General features: G+C 59.5%; 18 protein-coding genes. 9 read left to right on the top strand and 9 right to left on the bottom strand.

What is annotated here, in order from left to right; all coding sequences use genetic code 11:
* The first annotated feature begins 65 nt into the window (after window positions 1-65).
* From ACID345_RS25580 to ACID345_RS13680, 6 genes are all read left to right on the top strand, one after another.
* Window positions 66-614 (top strand): gluconate 2-dehydrogenase subunit 3 family protein, encoded by a 549-nt coding sequence (locus tag ACID345_RS25580; RefSeq protein ID WP_011523461.1) that lies wholly within the window; start codon window positions 66-68, stop codon window positions 612-614.
* Window positions 611-2,272: a GMC family oxidoreductase gene (locus tag ACID345_RS13700; RefSeq protein ID WP_011523460.1), complete on the top strand. Its 1,662-nt coding sequence runs from the start codon at window positions 611-613 to the stop codon at window positions 2,270-2,272. The genes ACID345_RS25580 and ACID345_RS13700 overlap by 4 nt, the downstream gene beginning before the upstream one ends.
* Window positions 2,273-2,547: 275 nt before the next feature.
* On the top strand, window positions 2,548-3,114 hold the full coding sequence (locus ACID345_RS13695) for a hypothetical protein (RefSeq protein ID WP_148210116.1): 567 nt from the start codon (window positions 2,548-2,550) through the stop codon (window positions 3,112-3,114).
* A 250-nt stretch (window positions 3,115-3,364) separates the two neighbouring features.
* Window positions 3,365-3,850 carry a hypothetical protein gene (locus tag ACID345_RS13690; protein ID WP_041855706.1) on the top strand — a complete coding sequence of 162 codons (486 nt, stop codon included), beginning with the start codon at window positions 3,365-3,367 and terminating at the stop codon, window positions 3,848-3,850.
* A gap of 113 nt (window positions 3,851-3,963) precedes the next feature.
* Window positions 3,964-5,202 carry a magnesium transporter MgtE N-terminal domain-containing protein gene (locus ACID345_RS13685; protein ID WP_011523458.1) on the top strand — a complete coding sequence of 413 codons (1,239 nt, stop codon included), beginning with the start codon at window positions 3,964-3,966 and terminating at the stop codon, window positions 5,200-5,202.
* A gap of 211 nt (window positions 5,203-5,413) precedes the next feature.
* Complete coding sequence (locus tag ACID345_RS13680) at window positions 5,414-6,661, top strand: NRAMP family divalent metal transporter (RefSeq protein WP_011523457.1); 1,248 nt, start codon at window positions 5,414-5,416, stop codon at window positions 6,659-6,661.
* A gap of 260 nt (window positions 6,662-6,921) precedes the next feature.
* Here the strand turns inward: ACID345_RS13680 and ACID345_RS13675 are convergent, their stop codons facing one another.
* From ACID345_RS13675 to ACID345_RS13665, 3 genes are read right to left on the bottom strand one after another with little or no spacing between them, the layout of a single operon-like run.
* Window positions 6,922-7,341, bottom strand: a complete 420-nt coding sequence (locus ACID345_RS13675; RefSeq protein ID WP_011523456.1) for a (deoxy)nucleoside triphosphate pyrophosphohydrolase — start codon at window positions 7,339-7,341, stop codon at window positions 6,922-6,924.
* Window positions 7,342-7,833, bottom strand: coding sequence for a GAF domain-containing protein (locus ACID345_RS13670; protein WP_011523455.1), 492 nt, complete (start codon window positions 7,831-7,833; stop codon window positions 7,342-7,344).
* Window positions 7,834-7,853: 20 nt separating this feature from the next.
* Window positions 7,854-8,666 carry an ABC transporter substrate-binding protein gene (locus tag ACID345_RS13665; protein ID WP_011523454.1) on the bottom strand — a complete coding sequence of 271 codons (813 nt, stop codon included), beginning with the start codon at window positions 8,664-8,666 and terminating at the stop codon, window positions 7,854-7,856.
* A 162-nt stretch (window positions 8,667-8,828) separates the two neighbouring features.
* Between ACID345_RS13665 and ACID345_RS13660 the strand changes: the two genes are divergently transcribed.
* Window positions 8,829-9,191 (top strand): iron-sulfur cluster assembly scaffold protein, encoded by a 363-nt coding sequence (locus ACID345_RS13660; RefSeq protein ID WP_011523453.1) that lies wholly within the window; start codon window positions 8,829-8,831, stop codon window positions 9,189-9,191.
* A 76-nt stretch (window positions 9,192-9,267) separates the two neighbouring features.
* Here the strand turns inward: ACID345_RS13660 and ACID345_RS13655 are convergent, their stop codons facing one another.
* From ACID345_RS13655 to ACID345_RS13630, 6 genes are all read right to left on the bottom strand, one after another.
* Entirely contained in the window at window positions 9,268-9,561 is a 294-nt protein-coding gene (locus ACID345_RS13655) for a c-type cytochrome (protein WP_011523452.1), read from the bottom strand.
* 12 nt (window positions 9,562-9,573) lie between these two features.
* Window positions 9,574-10,290 carry an HAD family hydrolase gene (locus ACID345_RS13650; protein WP_011523451.1) on the bottom strand — a complete coding sequence of 239 codons (717 nt, stop codon included), beginning with the start codon at window positions 10,288-10,290 and terminating at the stop codon, window positions 9,574-9,576.
* Window positions 10,287-10,928, bottom strand: a complete 642-nt coding sequence (locus ACID345_RS13645) for a nucleotidyltransferase family protein (RefSeq protein WP_011523450.1) — start codon at window positions 10,926-10,928, stop codon at window positions 10,287-10,289. The genes ACID345_RS13650 and ACID345_RS13645 overlap by 4 nt, the downstream gene beginning before the upstream one ends.
* Window positions 10,925-11,770 carry an XdhC family protein gene (locus tag ACID345_RS13640; RefSeq protein ID WP_011523449.1) on the bottom strand — a complete coding sequence of 282 codons (846 nt, stop codon included), beginning with the start codon at window positions 11,768-11,770 and terminating at the stop codon, window positions 10,925-10,927. Before ACID345_RS13640 ends, ACID345_RS13645 begins: the two co-directional genes overlap by 4 nt.
* A gap of 22 nt (window positions 11,771-11,792) precedes the next feature.
* A complete protein-coding gene (locus ACID345_RS13635) occupies window positions 11,793-12,287 on the bottom strand; it encodes a hypothetical protein (protein ID WP_187148828.1) in 495 nt (164 codons plus the stop codon).
* 289 nt (window positions 12,288-12,576) lie between these two features.
* Window positions 12,577-13,275 carry a hypothetical protein gene (locus tag ACID345_RS13630; RefSeq protein ID WP_011523448.1) on the bottom strand — a complete coding sequence of 233 codons (699 nt, stop codon included), beginning with the start codon at window positions 13,273-13,275 and terminating at the stop codon, window positions 12,577-12,579.
* 107 nt (window positions 13,276-13,382) lie between these two features.
* Between ACID345_RS13630 and ACID345_RS13625 the strand changes: the two genes are divergently transcribed.
* Both ACID345_RS13625 and ACID345_RS13620 read left to right on the top strand, forming a co-directional pair.
* Window positions 13,383-14,402 (top strand): zinc-binding dehydrogenase, encoded by a 1,020-nt coding sequence (locus ACID345_RS13625; RefSeq protein WP_011523447.1) that lies wholly within the window; start codon window positions 13,383-13,385, stop codon window positions 14,400-14,402.
* Window positions 14,403-14,467: 65 nt separating this feature from the next.
* Window positions 14,468-15,508, top strand: a complete 1,041-nt coding sequence (locus ACID345_RS13620; protein WP_041855704.1) for a hypothetical protein — start codon at window positions 14,468-14,470, stop codon at window positions 15,506-15,508.
* Window positions 15,509-15,563: the final 55 nt, after the last annotated feature.

The following is a 15,563-nucleotide window of genomic DNA, read 5'->3' as shown; positions in this document are numbered from 1 at the left end:
GGGGAGAGTAAGAGATATTTTGGTTGCATAGTCGCGCGCCCGTCGGGCAAGATGCGGGGACTCCGATGACAATCACTCGCCGTGAATGGCTACTGGGCTCCCTTAGCGTGGCGGGGTGGGCGGCGGTCGCGTCCGCGCAGCAACATGCGCACCTTGCGGTTGCGAACCCTGAATCTGCCTCGCTCGGTTTCCTTGATGCCGCGACAGCTGGTGATGTGACCGCCATCGCGGCGCAGATCGTTCCCTCAGACGATGGCCCGGGGGCGACCGAAGCGGGAGCGGTGTATTTCTTCGACCGCGCGCTTACGACTTTCGCTGCCGGTCAGGCGACGGATTTTCGCTCGGGAATGGCGGAGCTATCCAAACGGCGGCTACAGATGTTTCCCGGTTCAACGTCGTTTGCTGCACTGACGAAAGAGCAACAGCTGCAACTGCTGCGTGCGATCGAGAAGACTGACTTCTTCGGACTGCTCAAGACGCTCACCGTGATGGCGTGGCTCGGAAGCCCGGAATACGGTGGGAACCGGAAGAGCGTGGGGTGGAAATACATCGGTTTCGATGACGCTGGATTCTTCGAACCTCCATTCGGCTATTACGACGCGGAGGCCAAGTGAAGGGACCACAGTTTCGAAACTCTGAAACCGTTGACTTCATCGTGGTAGGCGCGGGAGCGGCCGGCGGTGTTATGGCGAAGGAGCTGGCCGTCGCGGGCTTCAGCCTGGTGGTGCTGGAGCAGGGGCCGTATCTGAGCGAGGAGGACTTCGGACACGACGAGATCAAGTTCGCCATCCAGAAGAAACTGACCAACGATACGAAGATCCAGCCCATCACCTATCGCAAGACCGAAGCCGAGGTTGCGAAGCCGTTCAAGGCCATTGAATACGGGCGGCAGGTGGGCGGCGGGTCGGTACACTTCACGGCGAATTACTGGCGTCTGCATGAGAGCGATTTCCACGAGCGCAGTCTTTGGGGCGAGGTGCAAGGCTCGACGTTCGACGACTGGCCGATTCGCTACGGCGACCTGGAACCCTATTACACCAAGGCGGAAGAGGAGCTGGGCATCTCGGGCCTGGGTGGGGCGAACCCGTTCGAGGCGCCGCGGTCGAAGCCGTATCCGCTGCCGCCGATGCCGGTCAAGTCCTCGGGTGTGCTGTTCGAGCGGGCGACGAAGAAGATGGGGCTGCATCCGTATCCTGCGCCGGTGGCGGTACTCTCGCAGCCGTATCGCGGAAGCGGCGCGTGCGTGCACTGCGGCATGTGTGAACTCTTTGGCTGCGAGATGAAAGCGAAGTCGAGCACGCTGGTCAGCGTCATTCCGATTGCGGAGAAGAGCGGACGCTGCGAGATCCGCCCCAATTCCTACGTGCGCAAGTTGGAAACCGACGCCTCCGGCCGCGTAACCGGGGTGATCTATTTCGACGCGCAGAAGCAAGAGGTGCTGCAGCGCGCCAAGGCGGTGGTGCTTTGCGCCAACGGTGTGGAGTCGGCGAAGCTGCTGCTGATGTCGAAGTCGAACCGGTTCCCGCAGGGGCTCGCGAATTCAAGCGGGCTGGTGGGCAAGAACCTGATGTGGGACAACGGCACGGAATCGAGCGGGCTGTTTGAACACCCGCTGAACGAATTCAAGAGCGTGCAGGTCACGCGCGTGATTCACGATTACTACGATGCCGATCGAAAGCGAGGCTTTTACGGCGGCGGAGGCATCGACGCGCGCTTCGATTTCTATCCCATCACCTTCGCGCTTACCGGGCTGCCGGACGATGCTCCGACCTGGGGACTGGAATTCAAGAAAACGGTTGGCAAGTACTTCACGCGTACCATGACTCTGCTCGCGCATGCCACTTCGCTGCCGCGCGAAACGAACAGTGTCTCGCTCGACCCGCAGATGAAAGATGCATGGGGATTGCCGGCGGTGCGCATCACCTTCGACTGGCATCCGGATGATATCGCGAACATGAAGTGGCTCGTCGAAAGGGAACGCGAGATTTTGCAGGTAGCGGGAGCACAGAAAGTATGGTCGTTCCCGGTGGAACCGGCGCAGCCGAACCTGATGCCGTCTCGGCACCTGATTGGAACTTGCCGCATGGGACGCGACCCGAAAAAATCAGTCGTGGATCCCTTCGGCCACGCCCACGATGTGCCGAACCTGTTCATCGTGGACGGAAGCAACTTCGTGACCTCAGGACGACAGCAACCAACGGCGACGATCCAGGCGCTGGCTTATCGGGCGGCAGAACGGATTGCGGGGAAGGCTAAGGCGGGGGAGTTGTAGAGCGGATGGATCGGCAGTTCCAATTTGCGATGCGACGAGGATCGACCCGTTAACAGACGTGGAACTTCGATTTGAAATGACGTAGAGTGCTGGTCGAGATGGAGCTTGAGAAACAGAATCTGCGCGTTGAGCGGCTGGACGCAGTAGCCAAAGTATTGTCGACTGTGTCGTGGCTTTCGCGAGCGCGTACCCCATTGCTCTTTGTGGTGCCAATCTGCATTCTGCTTACTGTCTCCAGTGAGGCATCGCGTCTCGAGACCGTTTTGATAGGCATAGTGTCCGCTTCCGCTTTGCTCGCATTGGTCGCCCTTTGGACAGAGTGGCGGTACAAACTTTATGTCGTGGCAGCGCTGTGCCTGGTGTTCGGAGCAAGTGGGATTCTGTGGCAGTATCAGGAAGCGCACAAGAGGCCGATGGATTGGTTCTACGGCAGCGGTCTGAGCCTGATGTTTTTGTATTGGGGCTGTGCGATCGTCGTTACGGCTCATCGTTATGCGGTGGTCAACGGAGATTCCTGGCGTGAAGAACGCGAGCAGGTGGACGCTCTGATTCAGCGAGTCGCAAGGCGCTCCGAGCCTGACGTTCTCGAATTCTCGACGGGAAACTTCTGGAGGGGCTACTGGACTTATCGTCTGTACAACCTTGGAACGGGTTGGCTCGTTGCCCGGTTTAAGAAAGGCAGCACGAAGCTGGTCGAATGCCGAGTACGCGGATTGAGCGAGATCGTCTTCCACCCCGAGGCGTCCGGAAACTGGAATGTTGACGTAATGGCTCGTGGGAAGACGACGTCGTTTCGGGACGTGGACCTTTCGGGCAAGGTTCCCCAAGCCTACGTGCAGTGATCGACGAGGGCCGATTTTGTCATTGAGAGGCGACAAACGTTTTTCAAGCAAAGTGGCCGCAATCCTCGCGGTCGTGTTCGTAACTTTTGGCCTGTTAGCCGGTTCGCAGTTTCTGATCTGGTTTGGGGCAATCCTGTTGGCCGTGGTGGGAGCTGTTGAACTGGTCAGATACATCTCGTAGACCCCGCTGCCCAGCTATTCGCCTAAGGCAATAGTCGCTAGGGTGAGGGCCGGCAATGGATGTTGGTACATGAAAAAAACGCATGGTCTAGTTGTGCTGATCGTTTGCGGGGTTTTGCTGCAATGTTCCTGCAGAGTCCATACAGTTCCCGCAGATGGCGGGTTCGTAACGGTTTTCGAAGGATTCGTGTATGTCGGCATGGACGTGAATCGCAACTCCCACAGCAACTATGGAGAGGACGCACCGGTCCAGTTTTTTGCCGACCATTCGTACGTCTTCCACCATCGAGTTCCATTTGATGACGTCGAATTCGCGAGAACGGACCTGCCTCTGAAGCTTCAGCGCCTCGGTTTTTCCGTCACCAGCCCGGTTAACGACGTGGCAGTTGTGGATCCGGGCGGTGAGTTGTGGGGGGTCAAATTCGCTCGTGCGGACTGTTCGGGTGTTATTTACTCGCGGCCGTGTCCGAGCCTGATTAAGAGATCGTTCCCCAAAGACCGGCGCTGGGGCGAATCGGAGTTCGTGCTTGAGTTGCACGGGGCGTGCACGAACTGAGCACGCTAGCATCCCCCGCGAACCCTATCCGGTAACGGAAGTTCATCCAATCTGCATTTTCGCGCACCCCAAATTTTCATCTTAGGGTTATGCTGCAAAGAGAGAACTTCTAAATGGCCAACTATCCACTTTCGGACCTGATTGGCGCTGCCGTCTACGACTCGACGGGCGCGCAGGCCGGACGTGTGCGCGAGCTGGCCATTGTCCCGCAGCAGGATGTGAGCAAGATTGCGGCCTTGGTGCTGAAGACGCGCGCGGGCGTGCGGTTGATGGCGTCGGCGCAAATTGCGGGGATCAACGGCGGGATTAAGGCGACCGTTGCCGCGACGGAGTTTGCCGAGTTGGGCAGCTCCGAGGGCATGCTGATGCTCTCGCGCGACCTGCTCGACCAGCAGATTATCGACACCAATGGGCGCAAAGTGGTGCGCGTGAATGATGTCGAGCTGATCGGCGAGGCGAGCGATCCGTTCGTCCTCAAGGTCGGTGGCGTTGATATTGGGGCGCGCGGGGCGGCGCGTCGGCTGCTGAAGGGGCTGGTGCCGCGGGCGGCGCTGAATGCGTTCCTGCGGAAGCTCTCGTCGAAGCTGATTCCCTGGGAGTTCGTGGACCTGATCGAAACCGATCCGGCGCGGCGCGTGCGGCTGAAGATTTCGGGCGACAAGCTGGAGAAGCTCCACCCCGCCGATTTGGCCGACATTATCGAGGAACTGGCGCCAGCGGAGCGTGAGGCGCTCTTCCAGACACTCGACGAAGAAGTGGCGGCCGAGGCGCTGGAGGAGGTCGATCCCAAGCTGCAGGCTTCCATTCTGAGCTCGCTCGATACCGAGCATGCGGCCGACATTGTGGAGGAGATGGATCCCGATGCCGCGGCCGACTTGCTCTCTGAGTTGCCGGCGGAGCACTCCGAGCAGATTTTGAGCGAGATGCAGCCGGAAGAGCGGCAGGAAGTAGAAGAGCTGATGGAGTTCGAGGAAGATACGGCGGCCGGCCGTATGACCACGGACTACATGGCCCTGCTGCCGACGGCGCGGGTGGCGTATGCGATCGAGATGCTGCGGCACTTCGACGGGCCGCTGGAGAGCATGAGCACGATTTACCTGGTGGACAAAGACGAGAAGCTCGTTGGATCCGTTCCGCTGGCGAGGCTGGTCTTGGCGAATTCGGCGGCGCCGCTGTCGGACCTGAGTGAGGGCAGCCATATCTCGTGCCATCCGGATGCGGATGAGAGGGAAGTGGCGGAGTTGTTCGATAAATACAACCTGCTGACGCTCCCGGTCGTCGATGACAGTGGAGTGCTGACAGGGGTCATCACCGCCGATGATGTGATCAGTTTGCTGCGTAGCAAGCTTTAAAACCTTTTCACCACTAAGGACACGAAGGGGCACGAAGGCTTTTTGAGTATTGTGTTGGAGAAGATTGCCGGCTCGGTGCACCTGAGATTCGTTACACGGGAACAACAAGACCTAGTTATCCTTCGTGAGCCTTTGTGTCCTTCGTGGTTAAAGATTTTGTTTTTTCGTTTATTCTGGAAAGTCGTCGCATCCTACCGCTTACGTGAAATGAATGAAATGGACCAGGCACTGGAAGACCCGGCTGCTGCTGATTTTTGCGGTCATAGGCCCGGGCTTCATCACGGCTAATGTCGATAACGACGCTGGCGGAATTTTTCAATATTCCGCGGCGGGCGCGCAGTTCGGCTATGGCCTGCTCTGGACGCTGCTTCCCACTACCATCGCGCTGATTGTTGTGCAGGAGATGGCCGCCCGACTAGGCGCGATCACGGGGAAAGGCCTGTCCGATCTCATCCGCGAGGAGTATGGGCTGCGGATCACGTTCTTCATGATGCTGGGGTTGGTGATCTGCAACTTCGGCAACGTGGTGGCGGAGTTCGCGGGGATCGCGAGCAGCCTGGAACTGTTCAACGTCTCGAAGTACATCAGCGTACCGGTGTGCGCGCTCATCGTGTGGCTCCTGATTGTGAAGGGGAACTACAAGAACGTGGAAAAGGTGTTCCTGGCCGCGTCGTTCGTGTACTTCGCCTATATCGTGGCGGGATGGTGGGCCGGTCCGGCATGGAAGGAAGCACTCGTCGCGACGGTGAAGCCATCGAGCAATGTGAACTTCCGCGATAAAGATTACGTGTACACGATCATCGGATTGGTCGGTACGACGATTGCGCCGTGGATGCAGTTCTATTTGCAGGCGTCGATTGTGGAGAAGGGGATTACGGCCAAGCAGTATAAGACGTCGCGGTGGGACGTGATCATCGGGTGCATTTTCACCGACGTGGTGGCATGGTTCATCATCGTGGCGTGCGCCGCGACGCTGTTTGTGCACGGCTTCCGGACAATCAATACCGGCGCGGATGCGGCGAAGGCGCTGGCACCGCTGGCCGGGCAGTATGCATTCATATTGTTCGCCGTAGGGTTATTCAATGCGTCGCTGTTTGCGGCGTCGATCTTGCCTTTGTCCACGGCCTACACGGTGTGCGAGGGGCTGGGGTTTGAGTCGGGCGTAGATAAGTCATTCGGCGAGGCGCCGTTTTTCTACTGGCTGTACACGATCCTGATAGCCGCGGGCGCTGCCGTCATTCTGATTCCGAACTTGCCGCTCGTGAGAATTAGCATTCTGTCGCAGGTAGTGAACGGCGCTGTGCTGCCGTTTGTACTCGTGTTCATGGTGCTGCTGGCAAACAAGCATGAGCTGATGGGCAAGCACGTGAATGGGCGGGTGTTCAACTGGATTGCGTGGGCGACGACCGCGATCATGGTTGGGCTGACCGTCGCTTGGTTTGGGAGCTTGGGGAAGTAAGGGCATCTACGCAACATGCGTAAAGGTTCACGCTATTTGCGTAAGTGGCGCTGCTCTAGCAACAGCAGATCCTTCGCTGCGCTCAGGATGACAGGAGACGGCGGTGGTGGTACGGGCTGCGACGCGAGCTGACCGCGACGCGAGCTGACCGCGACGCGAACAGCAGATCCCACGTCGCTTCGCTCCTCTGGATGACAAGAGAGGGCAGTGGATACAAAGACGGTGGGGTGGCTCCCGCGATGCATTTCTGGGCTTCCGCCTTACAGCCTCTTGCCTTCGGCAATTTCTTTTACTAAGCCTAAATCTGCTTCGAGGAAATCGAGCTTTGGCATTTCTATGCGAGGCACCCAGCGGATGTCGGCGAAGACGCGGTTTTCGGGCTCGCCTTGCCAGCGGTCGATGCGGAAGAAGTAGAGCTCGATGATGACGCCTGCGGTATAGCTGTGGCGGATGGTTTCGACTAACGGGCCGATTTCAGCGGCGAGGTTGAGCTCTTCGACGAGCTCGCGGGCGAGGGCGGCTTCGGCGGTTTCGTTGGGCTCGATTTTGCCGCCGGGGAACTCCCATTTGAGCGACATGGGATCGTTGTGCGAGCGCTGGCAGCAGAGGATTTCGTCTCCGCGGACGAGAATGCCGGCGACGACGCGCTTCACCTTTACAGCGGCAGACGGTTCGCTCATTTACGTGGTGCGCTCGAGGTATTCGCCGACTAGCTTTGCACAGAATTCGCAGAACGTGCGGTCTTCGTCACCGAAGGCGGCAGCGTCGTGGCTGTCGATATCGAGTTCGCCGACGATTTCGCCCTTCATGCGGATGGGGACGACGATTTCGGATTTTGTTTCGAGCGAGCAGGCGAGGTAGCGAGGATCGGAGTTGACGTCGTCCACGATGACGGTGTCGCCGGTGGTGACGGCTGCGCCGCAGATGCCTTCGTTGAGCGGAATGCGCGTGTGCGTGGTGGGTGCGCCTACGTAGGGGCCGAGGACGAGGACGGGATCCACGCCCGGAAGCAGGCTCTTCTCAATCATGTAGAAGCCGACCCAGTTGTAGTGCGGCAGGTATTGCTGGAGGCGGCCGACGATGTCGGTCATGAGGTCTTCGACGGTGGGCGCCGTCTCTGCCATGGTCTTCAGTTGCGCGGTGAGCTGCTCGCGGGTCTGGGTTAACTGCATAGATTTATTTAACCATAAGGTCAGAGATCGCCGGAGATGCGCCGGATGCCCGCGACGGGCGGGAAATGTTCGGGATGTAGGGCCCACAGAATGGCTTGCAGGCCGGGGATGAGGGTGGGGCCGGGGGTATTGAAGAGCTCGTCATTGACGCAGAAGACGCGGCGATTGCGGACTGCCGTGAGGTCGATCCATTGGCGATCGCGAACGATCTTTTCGAGCGGGACACGGTCTCCGGCACCGCACCAGGCGGCGAGGATGACGTCGGGATTTTCTTTGGCGATGGTGGTGGCTTCGGTGTGAGCGCCCGCTTTGCCGATGAACTCGCCGCCAGCGGCTTCGATGAGTTCGGCGATCCATGGTTGCGAGTGGATGATGGGCTTACCCCACTCTTCGGCGAAAACAGTCTGCTTGGGGAGATTGCGAGTTTTGTCGCGAGCCGATGCGATTTCGGTTTGCATTTCTTCGATGAGGCGCTGGCCGCGGTCGGGTACGTTCATCAGCGCGGCGATGGTGGCGATGTCGCCGTAGATGTCGTTGAGGGAGTGCGGGGCGAGACCGACGAAGCGGATACCGGCTTTGAGGATTTCGCCGATGGCTTCGAGTTGATAGGGGACCGACGCGATGACGATGTCCGGGCCCGCCGCGAGGATTTCGTCGGCTTTGGAGGTCCAGGAGTCGTGGATGATGTGCGCTTTGCTCTCGACGATGGCGGGGACTACATCGCGGCAATACTTGGTGCAGGCGACGACGTGCTCGAGGAGGCCCAGGCGGTCGAGGGTGACGGTAACGCTGGGTTGGAGGGAGGCTACGCGGGTTGGGGCATGGGGAGGCATGGTCGATTTGATTGTGGCATGAGGAAGCGGGTTTCGCGAGGCCGGGCGCGGCAGGGGCTAAAGCCCAAAATCAGATGTGCGTTTTCGGCATCGCTGAAGCGATGCCCTGATACGAACCCTCGGCAAAATATCGGCTGATACGAACCTCTGTAAAATAGCGCTATGTATTCGGCCCGGTTGCTGGACCACTTTGAGAATCCGCGCTATGCGGGGGAGTTGCCAGGGGCGACCGCGAAGGTGCGAATTGAGAACCCCGCTTGCGGGGACATACTCGAACTCGCGGCCGAGATTCACGAGGGCGTGGTGCGCGAAATTCGGTTCCGCGCGAAGGGATGCGTTCCAGCGATGGCATGCGGGTCGGCGATCGCGACGCTGATTCAGGGTCAATCGGTTGCGCAACTGTTGAAGATTCGGCGGGAAGATGTATTGCGCGAAGTGGAGAGCGTGCCGCAGGCTTCGGGGCACGCAGTGCACCTCGCGCTGGATGCGGCGAGTGAGCTTTGGAAAGAGCTGGCAAAAGCTTAGAGCGCAGGCGGGAGTGGAACCGATAGGGGTCCTTCGACTGCGCCGCTCCGCGGCTGCGCTCAGGATGACAGAGCGCTTACTTCTTGCTTAGGTCTTTGATTTCTGCGGCGAGCGCGAAGATACGGTCGTCGGTTAGCTTGCCTTTGAAGGCCGGCATTTTTCCTTTGCCGCTCTCGATTACGGCCTTGATCTCATCCACATTTAACTGCGTGGTCTGAAGCGATGGGCCACCGAATGGGTGACGGCCATCGGCGTTCTTGCCGTGGCATTTGGCGCATTGCTTTTGGTAGCTCGGATCGGATGAGAGTGTGGACTGCGCGAAGGCTGCGGACGCGACGAGACAGCAGGCGAGCAGAAGTGAAGTTTTCATGAGAGCAGCATCTTACCCCAAGGGCTCGTAAATCGGCCACTGGCGCTCTTCGGCGATGGCACGAAGGTCCGGATTGGGATGGATGACGAACGGATGGCGCGCGATCTCAAGCATGTGCAGATCGTGGACCGAGTTGCCAAAGACGGCGTCGGGGCGGCGCTTGATGACCTCGTTGATGGCGACCTTCTTGTCGGGGCCGGAGGGGACACGGACGAGGCGATCGGTGGCCTTGCCGTTTTCCACGTGCACTTCGGCGGCGAGCACGTGCTCACGCGGGATGCCGTAGTATTCGGCGCCGACTTCGACCACCCAGTTGTTGGTTGAAGAGACGGCCCAGAGATCTACACCGCGATCTTTAAGCGCGTGGGTGAGCTTGAACATCTCCGGAAAGATGCAGCCATGGATCTGCTCGTGCCAGAACGTCTCCGCTTCGCGGCGCAGTAGTTCTTCGTCGAGGCCGTGGTGGATGGTGACCATGTCGCCGCACATGACTTCTTCGGCGATAGCGCTGGTTTCTTTGTAGGCGGCGTAGCGGGGGAGGATCCAGTCGAGCGCTTCCTGCGGGACGAGGCCCCGCTTCTGCTCCCAGGCGAAGAAGAGCGAACCGCTGTCGTGCTGCCAGAGAGTGCCGTCGCAATCGAAGACGGCGAGCTTGAGGTCGAGGGCGAGCACCGAAGAGACAAACTTTTCGGCGCGTTCAGAGAGCTGTTCGGAGATCGGAGTACTCAATGCGCTGGTCCAGTGATTGAAAGCTGCTGATAATCCGCGGGGGTATCGATGTTCGAGCATACGCCGGGATCGTTAACGGGCTGATAAAAGATGTGGTCCTCGTGGGCATGCTCGACGTCGCGGGCGGTGGCGTCGGCGGGGGCGCGGAGGAAAGCCTCGATCATCTCGCGGCCGATGACGTAGGGGTGACCGTGCTTGCCTTCGAACTGCGGCACTACCGACCAGATGTTATCGGGGGCGGCGATGAACGCCGCGCGAAGGGCTTCGACGGTTTTCGGCTGCACCGGGGGACGGTCAACGAGTGCGACCATCGCGGCATCGCGGCCGCGGTTGAGGACTTCCTGCAAACCGATCTGCAGCGAGCTGAATTGTCCGCGCTCGGGATTGGGATTGGTGACGAGGAACGCCCCTGCCGCATAGATGATCGGCGTGATGGCGCGCTCGTTGGCTCCGGCGACGACGATGACGAGATCGGTGTGGGGGCGGAGCATATCAATCGCCGCGCCGAGGAACGTTTGTCGCCAGGTCGTGGGATGAACGAGGTCGGCGGGCCAAGGGAGCAGGGCTTTGTCGCGGCCCATGCGCGAGCTGGCGCCGGCAGAGAGAATTACGCCGCAGAATCCGGGTGCGCGGGTCATAGTTTCGCCTTTTCTGTTTCCACGTCTTCGCCGGTGATCATCACGCGATAGGCCTTGCCTTGAGTCTCGGGCAACGCGCCGCGGCGAAGGGCGATCATCTCCGCGACGATGGAGACCGCGATCTCTTCCGGCGTGATAGCGCCGATCTCCAGGCCCACAGGCGCGTGCACGTTCTCGAACTTCGAGAGCGGAACGCCTTCCTTCTCGAGCTCTTTGTAGGTTGTGATGACCTTGCGTTTCGAGCCGATCATGCCGACGTAGCGTGCCGGCGTGTTCACCGCCCAGCGGAGCACGCGCATATCGTCGCGATGGCCGCGGGTGACGATGACGATGTAGGCGTTGTCGGTGACTTCGAGATGGGTGCAGGCGTTTTCGAAATCGTCGGCGATGACCTGGCGCGCGGTGGGGAAGCGCTCGGTGTTGGCGTAGCTCTCACGGTCGTCGATAACGGCGATGTCGAAGCCTGCGATCTGCGCGATCTGGTAGAGGCTGTAGGCGACGTGACCGGCGCCGAAGATGTAGAGCAGCGCGGGCGGAAGGACGGGTTCCACAAAGATCTCCAGGGTGCCGCCACAGACGAGGCCGGTATCGTACTTGGGATTGTTGTTGAGATTGAAGACGAGGGTGCGCGGCTTTTCTTCTTCCATCACCTCGCGCGCCGCCTGCCACACTTCGGCCTCAACGCAGCCGCCGCCGATGGTGCCAATGATCGATCCATCATCGCGCACAAGCATCTTCGCGGTGCGAAAGGACGGGATCGAGCCGCGGACGTTGATGATGGTGGCGATGGCGCCACGGCGTCCGGAGCGTCGGAGGGCTACGATCTCCTCGTAGAGGTCCATGAGGGTATTTTATTCCATGCCGCTAGTCGACGTTCAGTTGTTGGTCGGATTCGTTGTTCGTCACTGCTATTAATTCAAGCTGAAGAGGACTTCCGGATATCGCTTCCGCTGCGACGAAGTGGAAGTGGCCGGTGAACGTGGCCACCACTGCAACGCCGACGGGAAGTTTTGAATCGGCTCCTAGATGAGCAGGGGAGTTGTAAAGAAGAACGCGCGGCGGACTGAAGAAGCGCTTCCTCGGTTCCTTGCTGGATTCTGAACTCCTTGTATCCACAAGGAAAAAACGCGGACCGACGATCTCTCCGAGCAGGTCGAATTCCAATTTGATGTTAGAGCGGTAGAGAAAATGGCCGCTCGGATTACCAGGAACGTAGTCTGCAATCACTCTCACAAGTTCGCCGTCATATTCCGTAGGATGGTCCAGAAGATCGTCGACAGTGACATCGCGCGGAGACGAAGGCTTCGGTTGGGCCACGCAAGATAACCCGAGTAAGAACAATGCTGCGATGATTCGCACAAGCTTCGATCGCAACCAATTCCTACTCATCCGGCAATTCCAGAACAGCGGCGGCACTGCGTCCGAGCGGGGGGCGCTTCTTCGGCGCCATGACGTAGGCGTAGGGATCCTCGGGCGGCTCAGGGTTGCGGCCGATGACGCGGCGATCGAGGCGCCTGAGCGCGGACGCAAGGGTGCTGATAGCACTGCGGCGAGGGCATTTCGGGTCCGGCGTGGAAGGCCTCCGGTGCGCAATATCGTAGCACCAGTACGGCCCGCGCCGAACGTCGCACTTAGTAGATCAAGCCTCTCACTCCATCGGTTTATCCGGTGTGCCGTCGGACCACTTGCTGACGGTCAGCATGAAGATCGTGACATTCTCCGATTTGTCGGTATCCGCGATCAGCGGAGATTCCTTTAGATTGGCGCCCCAAGTCGCGGGATCGACGGCTGCGCTGAAGAACATCAGGTGCGGATGCCAGTGAACGGCGCGGTCGTTCAGGTATTGGTCCTTGGACATCATGTAACACATCGCACCGGGTTCGACGTCAGGGAACTTCGGGGAGTGGAGAGCAGCTTTGATTCGCTCGGCGATCTGCTCCTTGGTCAGGCCTGCCAGCGCCCATTCGGCTTTCGACGTAAAGTGCGGAAGGATGGAACGGGTGGCTTCGGCGTTCAGGCAGATGGGCGCGCGGAGCTTGGGATTCCAGAATTCCGGGAAATCGACGCCAGCCGCCCAGGAACGCTGCACCAGGCAGGTGAATCCGTTGCTGCCCTTGGCGGCAACTTCGTAACCCTTTTGCCCGAGGACGAGGATTTCGGCGTCCTGCGAGACTGACGGGGGAGCGGCGCTCCGAGCCATTGAGATTTCGGCATCCCGCGCCATTTGGTACTGCTCGGCGGGCGCCATGCTCGGATACGGCGTGGTTTGGGACTGTGCGGTGGCTACGAACGCCAGCACAAAGGTGATACAGAGCTTTCCCGCTGGGCCGATGTCGATTTTCTTCATAACGCCTCCTTGCGACGAATTGCTAGTCACAGGAGTGAGTCGATTGAGGAAAGGAGAAATCGACAGGGGCCCGTGCTACATTTCTTGGTTCTCTCCAGGAGCACAAGATGAAAGCCATTCGTATTCATGGGTTTGGCGGGCCTGAAGTTTTGAAATATGAAGACGTGCCGGAGCCGGAGTTGCGCAAAGACCAGGTGCTGGTGCAGGTGAAGGCGTGCGCGCTGAACCATCTGGATTTGTTCGTGCGCAAGGGGATTCCGGGGATCAAGCCGCCGCTGATTTTGGGGAGCGATGTTAGTGGCGTGGTGGCGAAGGTGGAAGAGTACATCACCGATCTGAAGGAAGGGCAGCGAGTGCTGCTGGCGCCGATGCGAGCGTGCTACCACTGCGAATTTTGCCTGCGCGGAGAGCATAGTTTCTGTGCGCAATTTGCGGTGCGGGGGACGCGCTTCGATGGCGGCGATTGCGAGTATGTGGCGGTGCCGCGGGTGGAGGTGATTCCGATTCCTGAATCGCTGACCTACGACGAGGCGGCGAGCGTGCCGCTGGTTTTTCTGACGGCGTGGCACATGCTGGTGTCGCGGGCGAAGATCAAGCACGGACAGACCGTGCTGGTGTGGGGCGCGGGATCGGGCGTAGGAACGGCAGCGATTCAGATCTGCAAGCTGATGGGCTGCACGGTTATTACGACCGCCGGCGGTGAGCGCAAACTCGACCTGGCCTGGGAACTCGGCGCAGACTACACGATCGATCACTACAAGCAGAAGGTGTCGGACGAGGTAAAGAAGATCGTGAAGGGCGGTGTGGACGTAGTCTTTGAGCATACCGGCGAAAAGACGTGGCCGGAGAGCCTGCGATCCATGCGCGTGGGTGGAACGCTGGTGACCTGCGGTGCGACCACGGGTCCGGAAGCGAAGCTCGATCTACGCGTGCTCTTCACGCGGCAATTGACGTTCATGGGCTCGTTCATGGGAACCTTCGATGACCTGAACGAGGCACTGAAATATGTGTTCTCGGGCGCACTGAAGCCGGTGGTGGATCGTTCGTTTGCTCTGCGCGAAGCAGCGGCGGCGCATTCCTATTTGGAAAAGGGCGAGCAGTTCGGGAAAGTCGTCCTCAACCCGTAACTTTGTCTACGCTTCTTTTCTTGCCCTTGCGGCGTCCAATGGGAGAAGCTCGCTCTGGATTCTGTATGCGCCTTTTGCTGAATGTAGTTATTTTTCTTCTCCTCTGCGTGGATGGGTTCGCGCAGTTGGAGGCGCACAATCCATGGGTGCAGGGCCGCCGCGCTCCTGACGACGGCCTTGTTCCCGAGTGCAAGCTTAAGTCGAAATACGATGGATTCCTGGGCGTGGCCGCCGATCCGGACGGCCGCGCTTTTTTCATAGCAGAAAATTGCGTTTACACCGTCACCGACCTGGGGATCGTTCGCATCTTCGGCGGCAAGAACACGCCGTACACTCCAAAGCGTCCGCGGGCGCTGCTGGTGGATGCCGATGACAACATCACCCTCCTTGATGACAACGGGCTGACGCGGCTCTATCCCGATGGGCAGAAGTACACGCTGTTGGCGGACGCGTCGAAGGTGAGCGGGTTGGCGGCAGACGGCAACGGGAACACGTTTTATACCGTCAGCGAAAACCACCAGGTTTACATGCTCGATTGGGATGGCAAGCGCGACCTGATTGCGGGCAACGGCAAAGACGGTATGACCGGCGATGGACGGCAGGCACGCGAAGCGAGGCTGCACGAGCCGACCAGCCTCGCACTCGATCGTGATGGAAACGTGTACATCGTGGACGGGACGCTGGTGCGCGTGGTAAATGGCGATGGGTATATCTCGACGCTGGTAGGCAACATTTACGGCGGCCTGGATACCGATGGCATTCCGGCCGGATATGCGGCGAGCCCGATCTTCGCGATTGCCGTAGACGACGACAGCAACGTGTACCTCGGTGAATCCGAATGCATCCGCGTGGTGGACCACAGCGGATACGTACGGCTCTTCCTGGGCAAAGGGCCGTATGGCGAGCGCGACGATAACCATCTACCCGCGGCGATCCGGGTACGGCAGCCAGTGTCGATCACGATCGCCGGCGATTTGATGTATTTCGTGGATGCCGGCCCGATGATGGTGCGCCGAATTGGAAGTGACGGTTACGTTACAACCCTGGCCGGCAACAAAGGGACATACGATCCAGTGCAGGCTTCTGGCGAACGCGACCCGCGCTAACTCTCTTCTCGCGATAAAATCATCCAACCGATGGCCTCTTCTCCTCAGCCCCAAG

The organism is Candidatus Koribacter versatilis Ellin345, from assembly GCF_000014005.1.
Lineage (GTDB): Bacteria > Acidobacteriota > Terriglobia > Terriglobales > Acidobacteriaceae > Korobacter > Korobacter versatilis_A.
Note: the sequence above shows the minus strand (reverse complement) of the source record. Positions and strands in the feature narration are given on the sequence as shown.